The organism is Paucibacter sp. Y2R2-4 (assembly GCF_025717535.1).
Taxonomy (GTDB): Bacteria; Pseudomonadota; Gammaproteobacteria; order Burkholderiales; family Burkholderiaceae_C; genus Paucibacter_A.
Window position 1 is genome coordinate 91,962 of sequence record NZ_JAJIRO010000003.1, and the last position, 15,906, is coordinate 107,867.

General features: G+C 64.6%; 15 protein-coding genes. 10 read left to right on the top strand and 5 right to left on the bottom strand.

From position 1 onward, the window contains the following. Positions 1 to 3 precede the first annotated feature (3 nt). Genes LNV06_RS11575 through LNV06_RS11590 form a run of 4 tightly spaced genes read right to left on the bottom strand, consistent with a single transcriptional unit; the run spans position 4 to position 4,582 of the window. The gene (locus LNV06_RS11575) at positions 4 to 900 is read right to left on the bottom strand and encodes an AAA family ATPase (protein ID WP_263539128.1); all 897 of its coding nucleotides are present in this window, start codon (positions 898 to 900) and stop codon (positions 4 to 6) included. Positions 901 to 905: 5 nt separating this feature from the next. Further along, the gene (locus LNV06_RS11580; protein WP_263538440.1) at positions 906 to 1,697 is read right to left on the bottom strand and encodes an FAD binding domain-containing protein; all 792 of its coding nucleotides are present in this window, start codon (positions 1,695 to 1,697) and stop codon (positions 906 to 908) included. Between the two features lie 36 nt (positions 1,698 to 1,733). Beyond that, positions 1,734 to 4,097, bottom strand: coding sequence for a xanthine dehydrogenase family protein molybdopterin-binding subunit (locus tag LNV06_RS11585; RefSeq protein WP_263538441.1), 2,364 nt, complete (start codon positions 4,095 to 4,097; stop codon positions 1,734 to 1,736). Then, positions 4,097 to 4,582, bottom strand: coding sequence for a (2Fe-2S)-binding protein (locus tag LNV06_RS11590; RefSeq protein WP_263538442.1), 486 nt, complete (start codon positions 4,580 to 4,582; stop codon positions 4,097 to 4,099). The genes LNV06_RS11585 and LNV06_RS11590 overlap by 1 nt, the downstream gene beginning before the upstream one ends. 251 nt (positions 4,583 to 4,833) lie before the next feature. On the opposite strand from LNV06_RS11590, the gene LNV06_RS11595 reads away from it, so the two are divergent. From LNV06_RS11595 to LNV06_RS11620, 6 genes are all read left to right on the top strand, one after another. Further along, positions 4,834 to 5,073 carry a DUF2789 domain-containing protein gene (locus LNV06_RS11595; protein WP_263538443.1) on the top strand — a complete coding sequence of 80 codons (240 nt, stop codon included), beginning with the start codon at positions 4,834 to 4,836 and terminating at the stop codon, positions 5,071 to 5,073. 49 nt (positions 5,074 to 5,122) lie between these two features. Then, positions 5,123 to 6,121, top strand: a complete 999-nt coding sequence (locus LNV06_RS11600; RefSeq protein WP_263538444.1) for an XdhC family protein — start codon at positions 5,123 to 5,125, stop codon at positions 6,119 to 6,121. Beyond that, positions 6,111 to 6,797, top strand: a complete 687-nt coding sequence (locus LNV06_RS11605; protein ID WP_263538445.1) for a zinc metalloprotease — start codon at positions 6,111 to 6,113, stop codon at positions 6,795 to 6,797. Before LNV06_RS11600 ends, LNV06_RS11605 begins: the two co-directional genes overlap by 11 nt. 88 nt (positions 6,798 to 6,885) lie before the next feature. Continuing rightward, positions 6,886 to 9,453: a tetratricopeptide repeat protein gene (locus tag LNV06_RS11610; RefSeq protein ID WP_263538446.1), complete on the top strand. Its 2,568-nt coding sequence runs from the start codon at positions 6,886 to 6,888 to the stop codon at positions 9,451 to 9,453. Between the two features lie 134 nt (positions 9,454 to 9,587). Further along, complete coding sequence (locus LNV06_RS11615; RefSeq protein ID WP_263538447.1) at positions 9,588 to 11,300, top strand: AMP-binding protein; 1,713 nt, start codon at positions 9,588 to 9,590, stop codon at positions 11,298 to 11,300. 215 nt (positions 11,301 to 11,515) lie between these two features. After that, entirely contained in the window at positions 11,516 to 12,463 is a 948-nt protein-coding gene (locus LNV06_RS11620; RefSeq protein WP_263538448.1) for a hypothetical protein, read from the top strand. Between the two features lie 133 nt (positions 12,464 to 12,596). Here LNV06_RS11620 and LNV06_RS11625 read toward each other — a convergent pair whose 3' ends face one another. Beyond that, on the bottom strand, positions 12,597 to 13,136 hold the full coding sequence (locus LNV06_RS11625; protein ID WP_263538449.1) for a hypothetical protein: 540 nt from the start codon (positions 13,134 to 13,136) through the stop codon (positions 12,597 to 12,599). Between the two features lie 109 nt (positions 13,137 to 13,245). On the opposite strand from LNV06_RS11625, the gene LNV06_RS11630 reads away from it, so the two are divergent. From LNV06_RS11630 to LNV06_RS11645, 4 genes are all read left to right on the top strand, one after another. After that, a complete protein-coding gene (locus tag LNV06_RS11630) occupies positions 13,246 to 13,776 on the top strand; it encodes a GNAT family N-acetyltransferase (protein WP_263538450.1) in 531 nt (176 codons plus the stop codon). Between the two features lie 31 nt (positions 13,777 to 13,807). Continuing rightward, positions 13,808 to 14,524 (top strand): MgtC/SapB family protein, encoded by a 717-nt coding sequence (locus LNV06_RS11635; RefSeq protein WP_263538451.1) that lies wholly within the window; start codon positions 13,808 to 13,810, stop codon positions 14,522 to 14,524. A 94-nt stretch (positions 14,525 to 14,618) separates the two neighbouring features. Further along, positions 14,619 to 15,011, top strand: a complete 393-nt coding sequence (locus LNV06_RS11640) for a VOC family protein (RefSeq protein WP_263538452.1) — start codon at positions 14,619 to 14,621, stop codon at positions 15,009 to 15,011. A gap of 70 nt (positions 15,012 to 15,081) precedes the next feature. Further along, entirely contained in the window at positions 15,082 to 15,900 is an 819-nt protein-coding gene (locus LNV06_RS11645; RefSeq protein WP_263538453.1) for an META domain-containing protein, read from the top strand. Positions 15,901 to 15,906 lie beyond the last annotated feature (6 nt).

Consider the following 15,906-nt stretch of genomic DNA (forward strand, 5'->3'; position numbering starts at 1 on the left):
GCTTCAATCACGACCTGCCACCCGCAGCTGCTCCAGCAGCCGGGCCGCCTCGGAGCCCTGCACCCGGGCGATATCGTCCTGGTACTTCAGCAGCACACCCAGGGTGGACTGCAGCGTGGTCGGGTCCAGCACCAGGGCGTTCAGCTCCAGCAGTGCGCGCGACCATTCAATCGTTTCGGCCACGCCGGGCAGCTTGTACAGGTCCAGCCCGCGCAAGCCCTGGATGAAGGCGACGATTTGGCGCGCCAAGGCCTCGGGCGCCTGCGGCACGCGCTGGCGCAAGATCTCCAGCTCGCGGGCCGCATCGGGAAAGTCCACCCAGTGGTAGAGGCAGCGGCGCTTCACCGCATCGTGAATCTCGCGGGTGCGGTTCGAGGTGATGATGACGATGGGCGGGCGGCCCGCCGGCGCGGCGATGGTGCCTAGCTCGGGGATGCTGATCTGGTAGTCGCTCAAGACTTCCAGCAGATAGGCCTCAAAAGGCTCGTCGGCGCGGTCCAGCTCATCGATCAAGAGCACCGGCGCGACCGGTTGCGCGGGGTCTATGGCCTTGAGCAAGGCGCGCGGAATCAGAAATCGCGGCGCAAACAAATCATCGGCCAGCGCCTGCCGGGCCTCGCCCTGGGCCATGCGGATCTCCAGCATCTGGCGGGCGTAATTCCATTCGTAAGCGGCGCCGGCCAGGTCCAGGCCCTCGTAGCACTGCAGGCGAATCAGCGGCCGGCCGAGCAGGGCGGCCAGCGCCTTGGCGATCTCGGTCTTGCCGGTGCCGGGCTCGCCCTCCAGAAACAGCGGCCGCTGCAAGCGCAGCGCCAGAAACACTGCCGTGCTCAGCTCACGCGGCGCCACATAGCCTTGGCCCAGCAGCCCAGCTGCGGTTTCGTCGATGGAGGCCGGCAGCGCACTCACCGCGCCGCCGCCACCGCCCGCCCGGCCAAGACCGGGATCAGCGCCGCGCGGTACTCGGCCGAGCCGTGCAGATCGCTGTTCAGTCCGTCGGCGCTGATGCTGAGGCCCTGGGTGGCGGCTTGGCTCCAGTTTTGGCTCAGCGCGGCTTCCACCGCATCAGCGCGGAACACCACCGGCCCAGCGCCGGTGACGGCCACGCGCACGCCGCCGGCCGTCTTGGCGACGAAGACGCCGACGATGGAAAAGCGCGAGGCCGGCTGTTTGAACTTTTGCCAAGCGGCCTTTTCCGGCACCGGGAAGCTCACCGAGGTGATGATTTCGCCGGGCTGCAAGGCGGTCTCAAACATGCCGGTGAAGAAGGCGTCGGCGGGGATGCTGCGCCGGTCGGTGTAGACCGTGGCGCCCAGGCCCAGCACCGCGGCGGGGTAGCAGGCGGCGGGGTCGTTATTGGCCAGGCTGCCGCCCAGCGTGCCGCGGTTGCGCACCTGGCGGTCGCCGATGTGGCCAGCCAAGTCGGCCAGCGCGGGGATGGCCTGCTGCACCTCGCGCGAGGCGGCTACCGAGGCATGGGTACTCATCGCGCCAATGGTGAGCTTGGCGCCGTCCAGGCGTATGCCTTTCAGGTCGGCCAGGGCGCTCAGATCGACCAGCGACTCTGGCGTGGCCAGGCCCAGCTTGATGGCGCCGAGCAAGGACTGACCCCCGGCAATGATCTTGGCCTCCGAGGCGGCCGCGGCCTTGGCGGCCTCCGCCACGCTGGCGGCTTGAATGAAGTTGAAGCTGCTCATGATGGGATGTTCCTCGTCAAGGGCTTGTCAGCGATTTCAGCGGCTGGCCTGGATGGCTTGCCACACGGTGTGGGGCGTGGCCGGCATGGGCAGGTTTTTCAGCCCGAGCGCGTCGCAGATGGCGTTGATGACGGCCGGCGGCGAGCCGATGGCGCCGGCCTCGCCGCAGCCCTTCACGCCCAGCGGGTTGTGTGTGCAGGGCGTGCCCTTGGCGGTTTGGACCTGGAAGCTGGGCAGGTCGTCGGCGCGCGGCATGGCGTAGTCCATATAGCTGCCGGTCAGCAGCTGTCCGCTGTCCACGTCGTAAATGCCATGCTCCAGCAGCGCCTGGCCAATGCCTTGGGCGATGCCGCCATGCACCTGGCCTTCGACAATCATCGGGTTGACGATATTGCCGAAGTCGTCCACCGCGCTGAAGCGGTCCACCCGCACTTGGCCGGTCAGAGGGTCCACTTCCACTTCGCAGACATAGCTGCCGGCGGGGTAGGTGAAGTTGGTGGGGTCGTAGAAGGCGTTCTCGTTCAGGCCCGGCTCCAGCGTGGCCAGTGGGTAGTTGTGCGGCACATAAGCCGTGAGCGAGACGGAGGCGAAGGGCACGCTCTTGTCGGTGCCGGCCACCTTGAAGACGCCGTTTTCAAATTCGATGTCGGTGTCGGCCGCTTCGAGCAAATGAGCGGCGATCTTCTTGCCCTTGGCAATCACCTTGTCCACCGCCTTGACGATGGCGGTGCCGCCCACCGAGAGCGAGCGGCTGCCGTAAGTGCCCATGCCGAACAAGACTTTGCCGGTGTCGCCATGCTGGATGTCCACGTCTTCAAAGGGAATGCCCAGCTTGTCGGCCACCACCTGAGCGAAGGTGGTTTCATGGCCCTGGCCGTGCGAGTGGCTGCCGGTGAAGATGGTGACCTTGCCGGTGGGGTGCACCCGCACCTCGCCGGCCTCGAACAAGCCGGCGCGAGCGCCGAGTGCGCCAGCGATATTGCTGGGTGCCAGGCCACAGGCCTCGATATAGGTGGAGTAGCCGATGCCTCGCTTGAAGCCCTTGGCCTCGCTGGCGGCGCGGCGCGCGGCAAAGCCGGCCACATCGGCCAGCTCGATCACGCTGTTCAAGGTGGCGTCGTAGTCGCCAATGTCGTAGCTCAGGCCCACCGGTGTGGCGTAGGGGAAGCTGCGGATGAAGTTGCGGCGGCGCAGCTCGGCCGGGTCGATTTTCAGCTCGCGCGCGGCGGTTTCCACCAGGCGCTCCACCACATAAGTCGCCTCGGGCCGGCCGGCGCCGCGGTAAGCGTCCACCGGCGCGGTGTTGGTGAACACGCCGGTGACCTCGGCGTAAATGGCCGGCGTGGTGTACTGGCCGGCCAGCAGCGTGGCGTACAGAATCGTCGGCACGCTAGAGGCAAAGGTGGACAGATAAGCGCCCAGATTGGCGGTGGTGTGCACCCGCATGCCGAGGAACTTGCCGCTCGCGTCCATGGCCAGTTCGGCCACGGTGGCGTGGTCGCGGCCATGGGCATCGGTGAGGAAGCTCTCGCTGCGCTCGGCGGTCCATTTGATCGGCCGGCCAATCTGCTTGCTGGCCCAGGTCAGCGCGGTTTCTTCGGCGTAGAGAAAGATCTTGGAGCCGAAGCCGCCGCCCACATCGGGCGCCACCACCCGCACTTTGTGCTCGGGGATGCCCAGCACAAAGGCGCACATCAGCAGGCGCTCGACATGCGGGTTCTGGTTCGCCACATAGAGCGTGTAGCTCTCGTCGCCGGGGTTGTAGCTGGCATTCGCGGCACGCGGCTCAATCGCGTTAGGAATCAGCCGGTTGTTGCGGAACTCCAGCCGCGTCACATGAGCAGCGCCTTTGAAGGCGGCATCCGTGGCGGCCGCATCGCCGCAGCCCCAGGTGTAGCAGACGTTGTCGGGCGCCTCGGTGTGCACGCTGCTGGAGAAGTTCTTGGCCCGCGCGGTGTCCACCACCGGAACCAGCTCTTCGTAATCAACTTCAATCAGCTGGGCCGCGGCCTTGGCCTGCTCATAAGTCTCGGCCACCACCAGGGCGACTTGGTCACCCACATAACGCGCCTTGCCATCGGCCAGGATGGGGTGCTTGGGCTCTTTCATCGGCGAGCCGTCCAGGCTGTTGATCAGCCAGCCGCAGGGCAGGCCACCCACGGCGCGGAAGTGTTCGCCGGTATAGATAGCCAGCACGCCCTCGGCCGCAGCGGCGGCCGTGGTGTCGATGCGGCCAATGCTGGCGTGGGCATAGGGCGAGCGCAGGAAATAGGCATAGGTCTGGCGCGGCAGCACGATGTCGTCGGTGTACTGGCCGCGCCCGGTCAGAAAGCGGCCGTCTTCGCGGCGGCGCACGCTTTGGCCGATCAGGCCGGCTTGAGGGGTGCTGGTCGTTGTCATCACTTGCTCCCTGTTTGCATGCCAGTGGCGCCTAGCTGCACCGCCTTGACGATGTTTTGGTAGCCGGTGCAGCGGCAGAGATTGCCTTCCAGCGCTTCGCGGACTTGAGCCTCGGAGTGGTAGCCATGGTGCTGCACCAGGTCCACCGCGCTCATCACCATGCCAGGGGTGCAAAAGCCGCATTGCAGGCCATGGCACTCCTTGAAGGCGGCTTGCATCGGGTGCAAAGTGCCGTCGGCGGCGGCCAGGCCTTCGATGGTGGTGAGCTCGGCGCCGCTGGCCTGCACGGCCAGCACCACACAGCTCTTCACCGCGCGGCCGTTCAGATGCACGGTGCAGGCGCCGCATTGGCCGGTGTCGCAGCCGATATGGGTGCCGGTGAGCGCGAGGTCTTCGCGCAGCAGTTGCGAAAGCAGGCGATCCGGCGCGACCTCGCGCGTGACCGCTTTGCCGTTGATCTTGAGCGTGATCTTTTGCGGGCTCATGGCTTGTCTCCTGGTGGGCGGCACTCGAGTGGTGCTTGTGCTGTGCTGTGCGGCGCTGGGGCCAGCGGCATCGTCGCCGCTGCTCAAGACCGGCGCCACCCGCCGTTTACCCCCATGTATGCCCATACATGGGTGGCTTGCCGCTGCTGGTTTTGTTTCGAGTTGATACAAGACAGGGGGCGGGCCTATTCCGTCATCACGCGGGCAAGCGGAACATGCGACCATGCCCTCTCAATCGGAGTAGAACCCTCATGGACAAGTCGCATCACCGCTTCAACGAACTGTTCGCTCAGCTGGGCCTGCCCAATGACCCGGCCGGGATTCATGACTTTTTGACCCGGCATGCGCCGCTGGCGCCGGAGATCCGCTTGGCGGAGGCGCCGTTCTGGTCGCCCTCGCAGTCGGAGATGCTGTGCCGTCAGCGTCTGGACGACGCCGATTGGGCCGAACTGGTGGACCAGCTTGATGCGGCTTTGCGTTACCAGGCCTGATCGCCAGAAGCCGCCCCAAACGGCCCGCTGATGCGCTTAGGATGGCGCCATGGATAACGTCGATCTTCATGTTTTGCGCCAAGTGGCGGCCTGGCAGGGGCAGGGCCACGGGGTGGTTTTGGGCACCATCACCCGCACCTGGGGCTCGGCGCCGCGCCCGGTGGGCTCGGTGGTGGCGGTGCGCGACGACGGGCAGATCGCCGGCTCGGTATCGGGCGGCTGTATTGAAGACGATTTGATCGCCAAAGTGCGCGAGGGCGCGCTGAAGCTGCAAGGCCCGGAGTTGCTGCGTTACGGTGTCGGCGCCGAGGAGGCCACCCGCTTTGGTCTGCCCTGCGGCGGCACCTTGGAGCTGATGCTGGAGCCCTTGGGCCCCGCCTCGCAAATCAGTGAATTGCTGGCGCGGCTGGACCGCGGTGAGCGCGTTTGCCGCAGCCTGGATCTGGCCAGCGGCGCGGTGCAATTGAGCGTGCCGGTGGCCGGTGCCGATCTCTTGAGCTTGAGCGAGCAACAGCTGATCACCCACCATGGCCCGCAATGGCGCTTGCTCATCATTGGCGCCGGGCAGATGACCCAGTACCTGGCCGGCATGGCCTTGGGCCTGGACTACCAGGTGCTGATTTGCGACCCGCGCGAGGAATACGCCGAGGGCTTCTTCGTGCCCGGCTGCGTGCTGACCCGCGAGATGCCCGACGATGTGGTCAGCGCCTTTGCGCCCGACGGCCACAGCGCCGTGGTGGCGCTCACCCATGACCCCAAGCTGGACGATCTGGCGCTGATGGAGGCGCTGAAGAGCCCGGCTTTTTATGTCGGTGCGATTGGTTCGCGGGTCAATCAGGCCAAGCGCAAGGCGCGGCTGGCCGAGCATTTCGATCTCAGCGCCGAGCAACTGGCGCGCCTGCATGGGCCGGTGGGCCTGAACATCGGCGCGCGCACGCCGCCTGAGATCGCGCTGGCCATCTTGGCGCACATGACGGCGGAACGCTACGGCGTGCAATTGAGCAGTTCGCAGCTGCGCTCGGGCGCCGAGAGTGGTTGTGCGATTTAGTCGAGCGCTCTTGGCTTGTGCGCTGGGCGGGATGGCCGGCGCCAGCGTGGCCCAAACGCTTCCTTCGGTGCGCGAGCAAGAGATTGCCGAATGCCGGCCCGGCGAGATCGCCACCTGGGGCGATGGCCGCGACCGCCCGGCCCTGAGCAAGCCGCTGCGCTTTGTGTATTGGCATGCGGGCGCGCCGGCCTGGTTCAGTGCGACCGATGTACTCAATAGTTTGCGGCTTGCTTCTCAGGCCTGGTCAGCCTGCGGGGTGGGGAGCCGGGTTCAGCAGCTCGGCGCGCAGGAGGATGTGCCGGCCGGGGCCATCGTCGTGCAATGGAGTGAGCCGGGCAGCATGGGCAACTTCGGCCTGGCGAATCTGAGCCAACGCACGCTGGCGCTGAGCGCGGCGGCCTTTCAGCTGCTGCGAACCCGCAACCCCAAGCACCCGGCCGCGCAGACCTTGCAGATGGTGATCTCACATGAGATGGGCCATTTCTTCGGCCTGATGGCGCATTCACGCCGCTGTGTGGACGTCACCTCTTACTACCACGATGGCAAGGGCGCGCAGTGCAATGCGCGCGACCGCTCGCTGCTGAACACGGTGGCCGAGTACCGCAGCACCTTGCCCACGGCCTGCGATATTCAGCGCTGCCGTGCGGCCAATGGACTGCCTCCGAACCCTCCCTAAGGATTGTTTCAACTTTCTTCTGGCACAGTGCGTGGGCCCGCTTAGGCTCAGGCCTATGTTGTCTTTTCACAAGCGCTTTGTTCACCCCATGCACAAGTTTCGCAAGGCAGGCCCGGCCTGCAGTCTCTGGCTGAGTTTGATGCTGGCTTTTGGCAGCACCGCCGCCCCCTCGGCCCTGGCGGCCCCGGTCAAGAAGACCGCGCCCGCTGCTAAGTCGACGGCCAAGCCCGCTCCCAAATCCGCCTCCAAGACCAGCAAGCCGGCGCCCAAGAAAGGCGCGGCCAAGGCCGCAGCGCCGCAGCAGGCCGACGCGGCTTTGAAGATCGAGCGCTTGTTGATCCAGCAAGACTACCGCGCCGCCGCGCCGCTGATCGAGGCACTGCAGAGCAAGCCGCTGCTGAGCAATGCCGAGCGCAGCCAACTCTACCAATGGCACTTTATACGCGAAGACATGGCCACGGTCGACGCGCAGACCCGCGAGGTGCTGGAGCCTGCGGCCAAGGGTTTCATGGCGGCCGACTTCCAGGCCGCTGGTCGCCTGGCGCTGGAGCAGCGCAATTTCGAGCGCGCCAAGGCCTGCTTTGAGCGTGCCTTGCAGCTGAGCCCCAGCCCGCAAGACCGCGCCACCGCCTTGCAGGGCCAGGGCCAGATTGCCTTGCAGCAGCGCGACTATGAGGGCTCGCTGAAGCTGCTGGAGAGCAGCGTCAAGACCTACCCGCGCGCCGATGGCTTGATGGCCATGGCCGACACCTTGATCCGCCTGGGGCGCACCGATGAGGCCATCAGCGCCTCGGAGCGCGCGGTCGCCTTGAACCCGCTTCATGAGATGGCGCATTACCACCTTGGCAACGGCTACGCACGCAAGAACTACAGCGAACTGGCCAAGCTCAATCCCAAGGCTTTTGTCGCCGCCCAAGACCTGACGCGGCAGGCTTCCGAGGCCTTTGTGCGCGGCGACTTCAAGGCGGCTGAGGCGCTCAGCTTCCAGGCCTTGCGCCAGCAGCCCGGCTATGGCCGCGCGCATGCGGTGCTGGCCAAGGCCATCGAGTCGCAACGCATGGCCATGGACATGCACCGCGCCGCCGCCGAAGCCCGATTCGCCGCCACGCCCATGCCCGAAGTACCCGGCATCGAGCGCTATGTGCTGAACTGGGCCGAGCTCTCGCCGCGTCACCAAAAGCGCGTGGCGCTGTCGGTGGCGCCCTGGAAGGCTTACATCCCGGTTCTACTGGAGGGCGGGCTGACGCACTTCATCAAGCCGCTGCATATGAAGCTGTCGGAAACGCCGGGTGCGCAAGCCTTGAAGGACGCCCGCATCAATTACGACTCGCGGCTTTGGGACGATGTGCGCGGCGCCGGCGGCTTCAATACCGTCACCGGCATCGAGGATGTGGAACGCTCCATCTTCAACCAGTACAACACCGTGCTGCATGAGCTGACGCACCAAGTGCACGGCATCATGACGGCCGATCAGGCGCGCGAGATTCAAGAGTTGTACCGTCAGGCCAAGACTCGCGACGAAGCCAGCCGCGATGGCTTTTTGTCGCGTTACGCCGGCGGCTCGGTGTGGGAGTATTTTGCCGAGGGCGCTAACAGTTATGACTCGCCGCGCCGCGACGCTTATGACAACCGCGAGATCGTGCGCGAGCGTCTGCAAGCCATGGACCCGGCCTTGATGGCCCTGGTGAAGCGCCATTTGGAACAGGCCGATGTGCGCGCCAGCCTACCGATAGCGCTGGTGAATGCCGGCAATCAAAAGTTGGAAGAAGGTGATGCAACGGCGGCGCAAGCGCTGTTTGCGCGCGCTGCCCAAGCGGCGCCGGACGATGAGCAGGTGCTGGCTTCGCTCTTGAGCGGCCACGCCATCCTGGGCCAGAAGGCTGAGGCTCGTGCCGTGGCGGCCAAGGCCCTGAGCCGCTACCCGCGCAGCGGGCATTTGCTGGTGGGCGCCTTGGATGCCGGCTGGCATGGTGGCCAGCCCTTGGCCGAGCTGAGCCAGTCTTTGAGCGCCAGCCGCGAGCGCTTGGCGGGCGAAGACCGCTACCGCGTGGACCTGAGTCTGGGCGAGGCCTACCGAAAACTGGGCGATGCGCCGCGTGCGCTGGCTGCGTTTGATGCCGCGCTGGGCTACCAATCCGACAGCCCCGAGGCGCTTTGGGGCCGCGCCGCGGCGCTGGGCCTGGCCGAGCGTTGGGACGAGGCCTTCGCGGTGTACGAGAAGGCGCTGCGCTTGCGCACCGGTGTGCTGGAGTTGCGCGCCGACCTGATCCAAGACCTGCTGCGCGCCGGGCGCCTGCCGCAGGCCCGCTCGCAGCTGAAGGAAGCGCGCTTGCTGGACCCGCAAGAACCGCGTCTGCTGGCGCTGCAGGCCTGGTTGACCTTGGCCGAGCGTGATGCGGCCGGCGCGGCGCGTCTGGCCGATGCGGCCTTGAAGCAGGGCCCTTGGTGCGATCTGGCCTTGATAGTCAAGGCGGCGGCGCTGCGGGCGCAAAGCCAGGAGGCGGATGCCCAGGTCACGGTGGCGCCTTTGCGGCAGCGCATTGCGGCCGGCGCGCCGCCCGAGTATCTGTACCGCGCCGACAAGTCGAGCTGGATCTCGGTGCATGAACTGCCGGCCTTGGAACGCGATTTGCTGCGCCGCTGGTTGGGGGAATGAGTGGGGCTATCGCGTGGTCCTTGGCTTCGATTTTTGTCGCTTCAAAAACCACGTGACCTAGGGTGAAGCCTATCGGCGGGCTGCGAGGGCGCTGCCCATAATTTGGCATCCCCACCCCCTGGAGTGCGCGCGCCATGAGTTCTAGCCCCAAGCTGATTCTTGACCATGTTTATGACCATGAAGCAGCACAGCCGAATCAGGTCTACCTGACCCAGCCGATCGGCGGCGGGCAGGTGCAGGACTACAGCTGGGGCCAGACCCTGGACCAGGCGCGGCGCATGGCCGCGCATCTGCAAAGCCTGCATTTAGCACCCGGTGCGCGGGTCGCCATCCTGTCCAAGAATTGCGCTCACTTCATCATGGCCGAGCTGGCCATCTGGATGGCGGGCGGCACCACGGTGGCCATCTTCCCGACCGAAACAGCCGAGACGGTGCGCTTCGTGCTGGAGCACAGCGAGGCCAGCCTCTTGTTCGTCGGCAAGCTCGACACCTGGTTGGCCCAGGCCTCGGGTGTGCCCGCCCACCTGCCCTGCATCACGCTGCCCTTGGCGCCCGCCGAGGCCAAGGCCAATCCTGCGTTTGAGTCTTGGGACGGCATCGTCGCCCGCAGCGCGCCGCTGGCGGGGCGGCCGCAGCGCCGGCCCGAAGATTTGGCGATGCTGATCTACACCTCGGGCTCCACCGGTCAACCCAAGGGTGCCATGCACAGCTTTGGGCGCGTCAGCGCGGCCACGGCCGGCGCGGTGGCCTTCATCCGCAGCCTCAGCGGCGAACTGCCCGAGCAGCGCGTCTTGTCTTATCTGCCGCTGGCCCATGTCTATGAGCGGGCCTGCCTGGAGTGCACCACGCTGATGGAAGGCAAGACGCATGTGTTCTTCGCCGAGTCGCTGGACACTTTTGTGCAAGACCTGCAGCGCGCCCGGCCCACGCTGTTTTGCTCGGTGCCGCGCCTGTGGCTGAAGTTCCAGCAAGGCGTGTTCAGCAAAATGCCGGCGCAGAAGCTGGAGCGCTTGCTGAAGATCCCGCTGCTGGGCGGCATCGTGCGCAAAAAGGTACTCAAGGGCTTGGGCCTGGATCAGGTGAAGGCGGCGATGAGCGCCTCGGCGCCGATCCCGCCGGAGCTGATTGCCTGGTACCGGCGCCTCGGCCTGAATCTGCTCGAAGGCTATGGCATGACCGAGGACTTTGCCTACTCGCACAGCTCCACCAACACCCTGCAAGAAACCGGTTATGTGGGCGTGCCCATGCCAGGCGTGGAATGCAAGCTCAGCGAGGAGGGCGAGATCCTGATCAAGTCGCCGGGCCAGTTGGTGGGCTACTACAAGCGGCCCGATTTGGACGCCGAATGCTTCACCGCCGATGGCTTCTTTCGCACCGGCGACAAGGGCGAGCGCCGCGCCGGCGACGGTCTGCTCAAGCTGACCGGGCGGGTGAAGGAATTGTTCAAAACCGCCAAGGGCAAATACGTGGCCCCGGCGCCAGTGGAAAACCGGCTGAACGCGCACCCCATGATCGAGATCACCTTGGTCTCGGGCGTGGGCCAGGCGGCCGCTTTTGGCTTGGTGGTGCTGAGTGAAGACTGGCGCGTCAAGCTCAAGCAGGCCGCGCCCGGCTCGGCCCTGCATGCCGAGGTGGAGCAAGCTTTGAGCGCGCATCTGCAAACCGTCAACGCCGCGCTGCCCGACTATGAAAAGTTGTGCATGCTGGTGATCGCCCAGCAGCCCTGGACGATTGAAAACGGCTGCCTGACCCCGACCATGAAGATCCGCCGCAACCGCATCGAGGCCGAAGTGGCCGAGCGGATTGAGGCCTGGTACACGGCCGGGCGCGCAGTGCAGTGGGCGTGAGACAGGCGCTGAACCCCCGCTGGGTTCAGTGATCATTGCCCCGGTATTGAACCGATAAAATGCGGCGTTAGGCCGGCCGCCCCGGATGGCTTGTCCAGGCAAAGTAGCGCCAAGTTGACTCTTTGGGCGCTTGCAACGCTACCTCGCCCAGGTGCTTTGACGCTCTAGAGCCCGGCCAAGAAACTCCCCCTGTTCATACCAACAGGGAGTTCCGCATGATTCGAATCCTTCAGATCGACGCTTGCTTTCGCAAGCGTCTTCTCGGTAGCGCGCTTGGCTTGAGTTTCAGCCTCGCTTTGACGGCTTGCGGCGGAGGGAGCTCAGAAGACCCGGCGCAAGCCTCGCGCATCACGGCCGAGAACATGGTGGAGGTCGCGGCCTTGAGTGAATTCGAAAACTGGCAAAGCGGCTACGTCAGTGCTGCGATGTTCTTGCAGAACGAGTTCTCAAACGGGGCGAATGGGGCCGGTACGAAGAAGTGTTCGACTTCGGGTTCGGTCGCCTATAAGCAGAGTGATGTTGAATTCAGTCTCACGCCCGATGCTTGTAAGCACAGCTTCAGCGGTAGGGAGCTGGTGCTGACATCCGGTGACATGCAGATGGGCAGGCAGGCGAATGCGGGCGAAGAGAGTGCGTTCGCAGACTACAAAAATTGGAAATCCTCCTACAACTTTTTGTCAGATGTGGGGCTCATGGGCGCGGACGCGCCGGTGCTCAACGGCGGTAGCGTCTTTCGAACGTCTTCCAGCGGAGTGTATGAACAGATATCCACCTATAGGCTCAACCGGGACAGTTTGTTTTTCAGCCGGGAGAGTTTGTACATCGACGTCCATAGAAATCTGCGCCATGACCAGAAGTTCGTTGCGCAGGGTGGCCTTGAGCAGAGCTTCATCGAGATCCAGTCCTCGGTTTCAAACATCAACTTCGCGCAAGCCTTGAAGATCCGCAGAACCACCGTGCTGAGCCGGCCTGTCGGCGCTGCACCCGGCAATGAGACCGCCTCAGAGCAACCGGTGGTCGTCTCGGCAGTCGACGGTTCGGAACTCACGATCACACGAGAGGGCGCAGAGTTGCGCCTATCGCTGCGCAACAAAGAGGGGCCGCTGGCTAGCAAGACCATCCAACAAGCAGAGCTCGACGCGGCTCTCAAGAAGCTCTTGTGACTGGGACAAGTGGCTTGAGGTGAGCGCGGAGATTGGCTCTTGTTTTCGCTTTCGGACTGGGATGCTCGTGCGGGGCTAGCCATTCAGTGGGCGTAAGCCGGATGGCTCAGGAACTAAGCCCTGTGACCGAAGCTCAGTCGGCGTGAATCAAGCCCTTGGTGCCGGCATCGCTGTCGGTCCAGGTGTCTTCGCCCTTGAGACGGCGGTCACCCTGGATGCGGTAGCTGATGGTGCCGGCTTTGAAGCTCAGGCCGCCGTCGCTGCGCTTGGCTTTGACGGACTTGCCATTCACCCAGACATGTTCTTTGGCGTCGATGCGGATGGTGGCCACGGTGGCGCCGGAGTCGGCCTTGGCCGTCCATTGCCCGGCATAGGGGTTGGCGGCCGTGGGGCTGGCCTTGGGCGCAGGCGCTGCGGGGGAGGCACTGGCGGCTGGCGCAGGCTTGACGGCGTCACTGCCAAAGCCGGCCTTGGCATTCTCGGCCTTGGTCTTGTGGATGTCGCAGCCCTGCGCTTCCGACACTTGGGTGCAGCCGGAACGCTCCAGTTGCTGTGCGTACTTCGCGTTGATGGCGAAGGCGTTGGAATGTGCCAACAGCGCGCCCACCGTTGCGACAGCGGCGAGGCCGCTGAGGGTCTTGGGGACGAAGCGAGATTTGGATGCTTTTCTCATCGCTGACTACCTTTGTCTGTGCTCGAATGGAAGGCGAAGTCAAAACCAAGCCTTAGGGTCCGACACTTGGTCGGCAGGCGCCGCTATGCTGCGGATACTGAACATTAGCATGCCGATGAAAACCCTGGACACCCCACGCTTGACGATACGCCCGCTGACCGAAGCCGATGCGGCTTTCATGCTGCGCTTGCTGAATGACGCGAGCTGGCTGCACTACATCGGCGACCGGGGTGTCAGGACGCTGGAGGATGCCAAGCACTACATCCTCAAGGGACCGGTCGAGATGTATGGCCGTCTGGGCTTTGGTTTTTGCGCAGTGGAGCTCAAGGCAAGTGGCGAAGCTCCTGACGAGCTCATAGGCATCTGCGGCCTGGCCCAGCGCGACTATCTGGACGACCCCGATATTGGCTTTGCTTTTCTGCCGCAGTTCTGCGGCCAGGGCTATGCCTTTGAGTCTGCTTCAGCCGTGCTGCGTTTTGCTCAACAAGACTTGGGTTTGAGCCGCGTGCTGGCCACCACCCGGCATTACAACCAGGCTTCGCAAGGCTTGCTGGAGAAGCTGGGCCTGCGCTGCTTGCGCGAGATCGATCACCCGGACGGTGACCGCAAACTGCTGCTCTACGGGATTGAGTGGTCTTGAGGGAAGGCGCAATCGCTAGACAATCCAAAGCATGGAAGCGCTGAACAATATCAATCTGGCCTCGTTGCTGGACTCCTTCGTCAGCTTGTTCTCTGCCTTTGTGCTGGGCAGTGCGATCGGGCTGGAGCGCCAGGTGCGGCAGCGCACGGCGGGCCTGCGAACCAATGCCTTGGTGGCGGTGGGCGCGGCGGTTTTTGTCGATCTGGCCAACCGATTGCATGGCGCTGAGGGTGCCGTGCATGTGGTGGCTTATGTGGTCTCGGGCATCGGTTTTTTGGGTGCAGGGGCCATCATGAAAGAGGGCGCCAATGTCACCGGCTTGAACACGGCGGCCACGCTCTGGGGCTCGGGCGCGGTAGGCGCTTGCTGCGGGGCCGACATGATCGGCGAGGCTTTGATGGCGACGCTCTTTGTGCTGGCCAGCAACACCTTGTTGCGCCCGGTGGTCAACCGCATCAATCGGCAGCCGGTGAAGGAGGAGTTTGGCGAAGCCAGTTACACCGTCTATACCGTCTGCCAGCGCGCCCATCAGTCCAAGGTACGCGAGCGGCTGGTGGCGCTGCTGGAGCAGGCCAATTACCCGGTGCGCGATCTGGAACAGCATGCCTTTGGCCATGATGAAACCGAGATTGAGGCCAAGCTTTATGCCACCTCCATCGACGCGGATGAGTTGGACAAGGTCATCACCGTACTGGGCTCGCTGCCCGCCGTGACCCAGTGCTTTTGGTCGGCGGTCACCGAGGATTGAACCCTCGATACCGATCTGAAGCGGCGCGCCTGTGAAGCTTTACCCAGGCGCTGCGCCGCATAATGGCCAGGTCTTTGATTTGAAAGTTAGTGCTATGCCAGGACCCGCCCGCGCCGGCGCCATGATTTATGCCCACAGCCTGACGCGCTTGTCAGACTTTTATCAACGGGTCTTGAGCATGAAGCGCTTGCACGCCAGCTCCGAGCACCATGTGATCGAGTCAGCGGACTTGCAGCTCATCATTCACGCCTTGCCCGAGGCGATCGCGTCCACCTTCAGCATCAGCACGCCGCCGGCGGTTCGCGAGGAGCAGGCGATCAAGCTTTTCTTTACCGTGCCCAGCATTGCCGCTGCGGCCGAGCAGGTGCGTGCCCTCGGGGGCGAAGTCTTTGGCCCCAGCTACCCAGGCCCGGGCTTCACCGTACGCAATGCCTATGACCCCGAGGGCAATGTGTTCCAGCTGCGGCAGAACATCGATCCTGCCTGACTCTCAGAAGCCCGGCTTTTTGGTGTTAGGGTAGGCCTCCAGATGTTGATCTCGAATCAGGAGGATGTGCATGAACGGTCTTGTGTTGAATCCACGGCGTGTGGCGCTGGCCGCCGCCGGCTTGTTGCTGACGCTCAGTTTCAGCGGATGTACTGCGGTGAGCGCGGCCAAGCCAAGTGAAGCGGTGAGCGTGCCGGTCGCCTTGGAAGGCTCAGCCTGGATTCAATCCGCGGGTGAAGCAGCCGGCCAGAAGCAGGGCGCCACGATTCGGTTTGAGAGCGGGCGTGTGCTTGGCAGCGATGGTTGCAATCGCTTCTCGGCGCCTTACAAAACGCAGGGCAGCAGCTTCGAGTTGGGTCCACGCGGCCCTTCGACCTTGATGGCTTGCCCGCCCGAAGTCATGGCCCGCGCCGAAGCTTTTGTCAGTGCCTTGAGCAGTGCCAAGTCCTATCGCGTCAATGCCGGCGGTCAGCTGGAGTTTTTGGCGGCTGACGGCAAGCTGCTGCAAGCCTTGGCGCCGCAGCCGCTGTCCTTGGTGGGCAATGCCTGGAATGCGATGGGCATCAACAATGGCAAGCAGGCCGTGGTGAGTCTGGTGGGCGGCAGCAGCGTCAGCCTGAACTTCAGCGCTGAGGGCCGGGTTCATGGCTTTGCCGGCTGCAATCAGTTCAATGGGGCGTATCGGCGCGAAGGCGGCAACAAGCTCGCGATTGGCCCGCTGGTCAGCACCCGTATGGCCTGTCCAAGTGAGGACGTGGCCGAGCAGGAGCGGGCTTTTCTGCAGGCGCTGGAGTCGGTCGCCACGCTGCAGATCGAGGGTTCGCGTTTGGAGCTGCGCCGGGCCGATGGAGCGCTGGCGGTGTCGCTGCAGCGGGGCGAGGGTTCCTGATTTGCA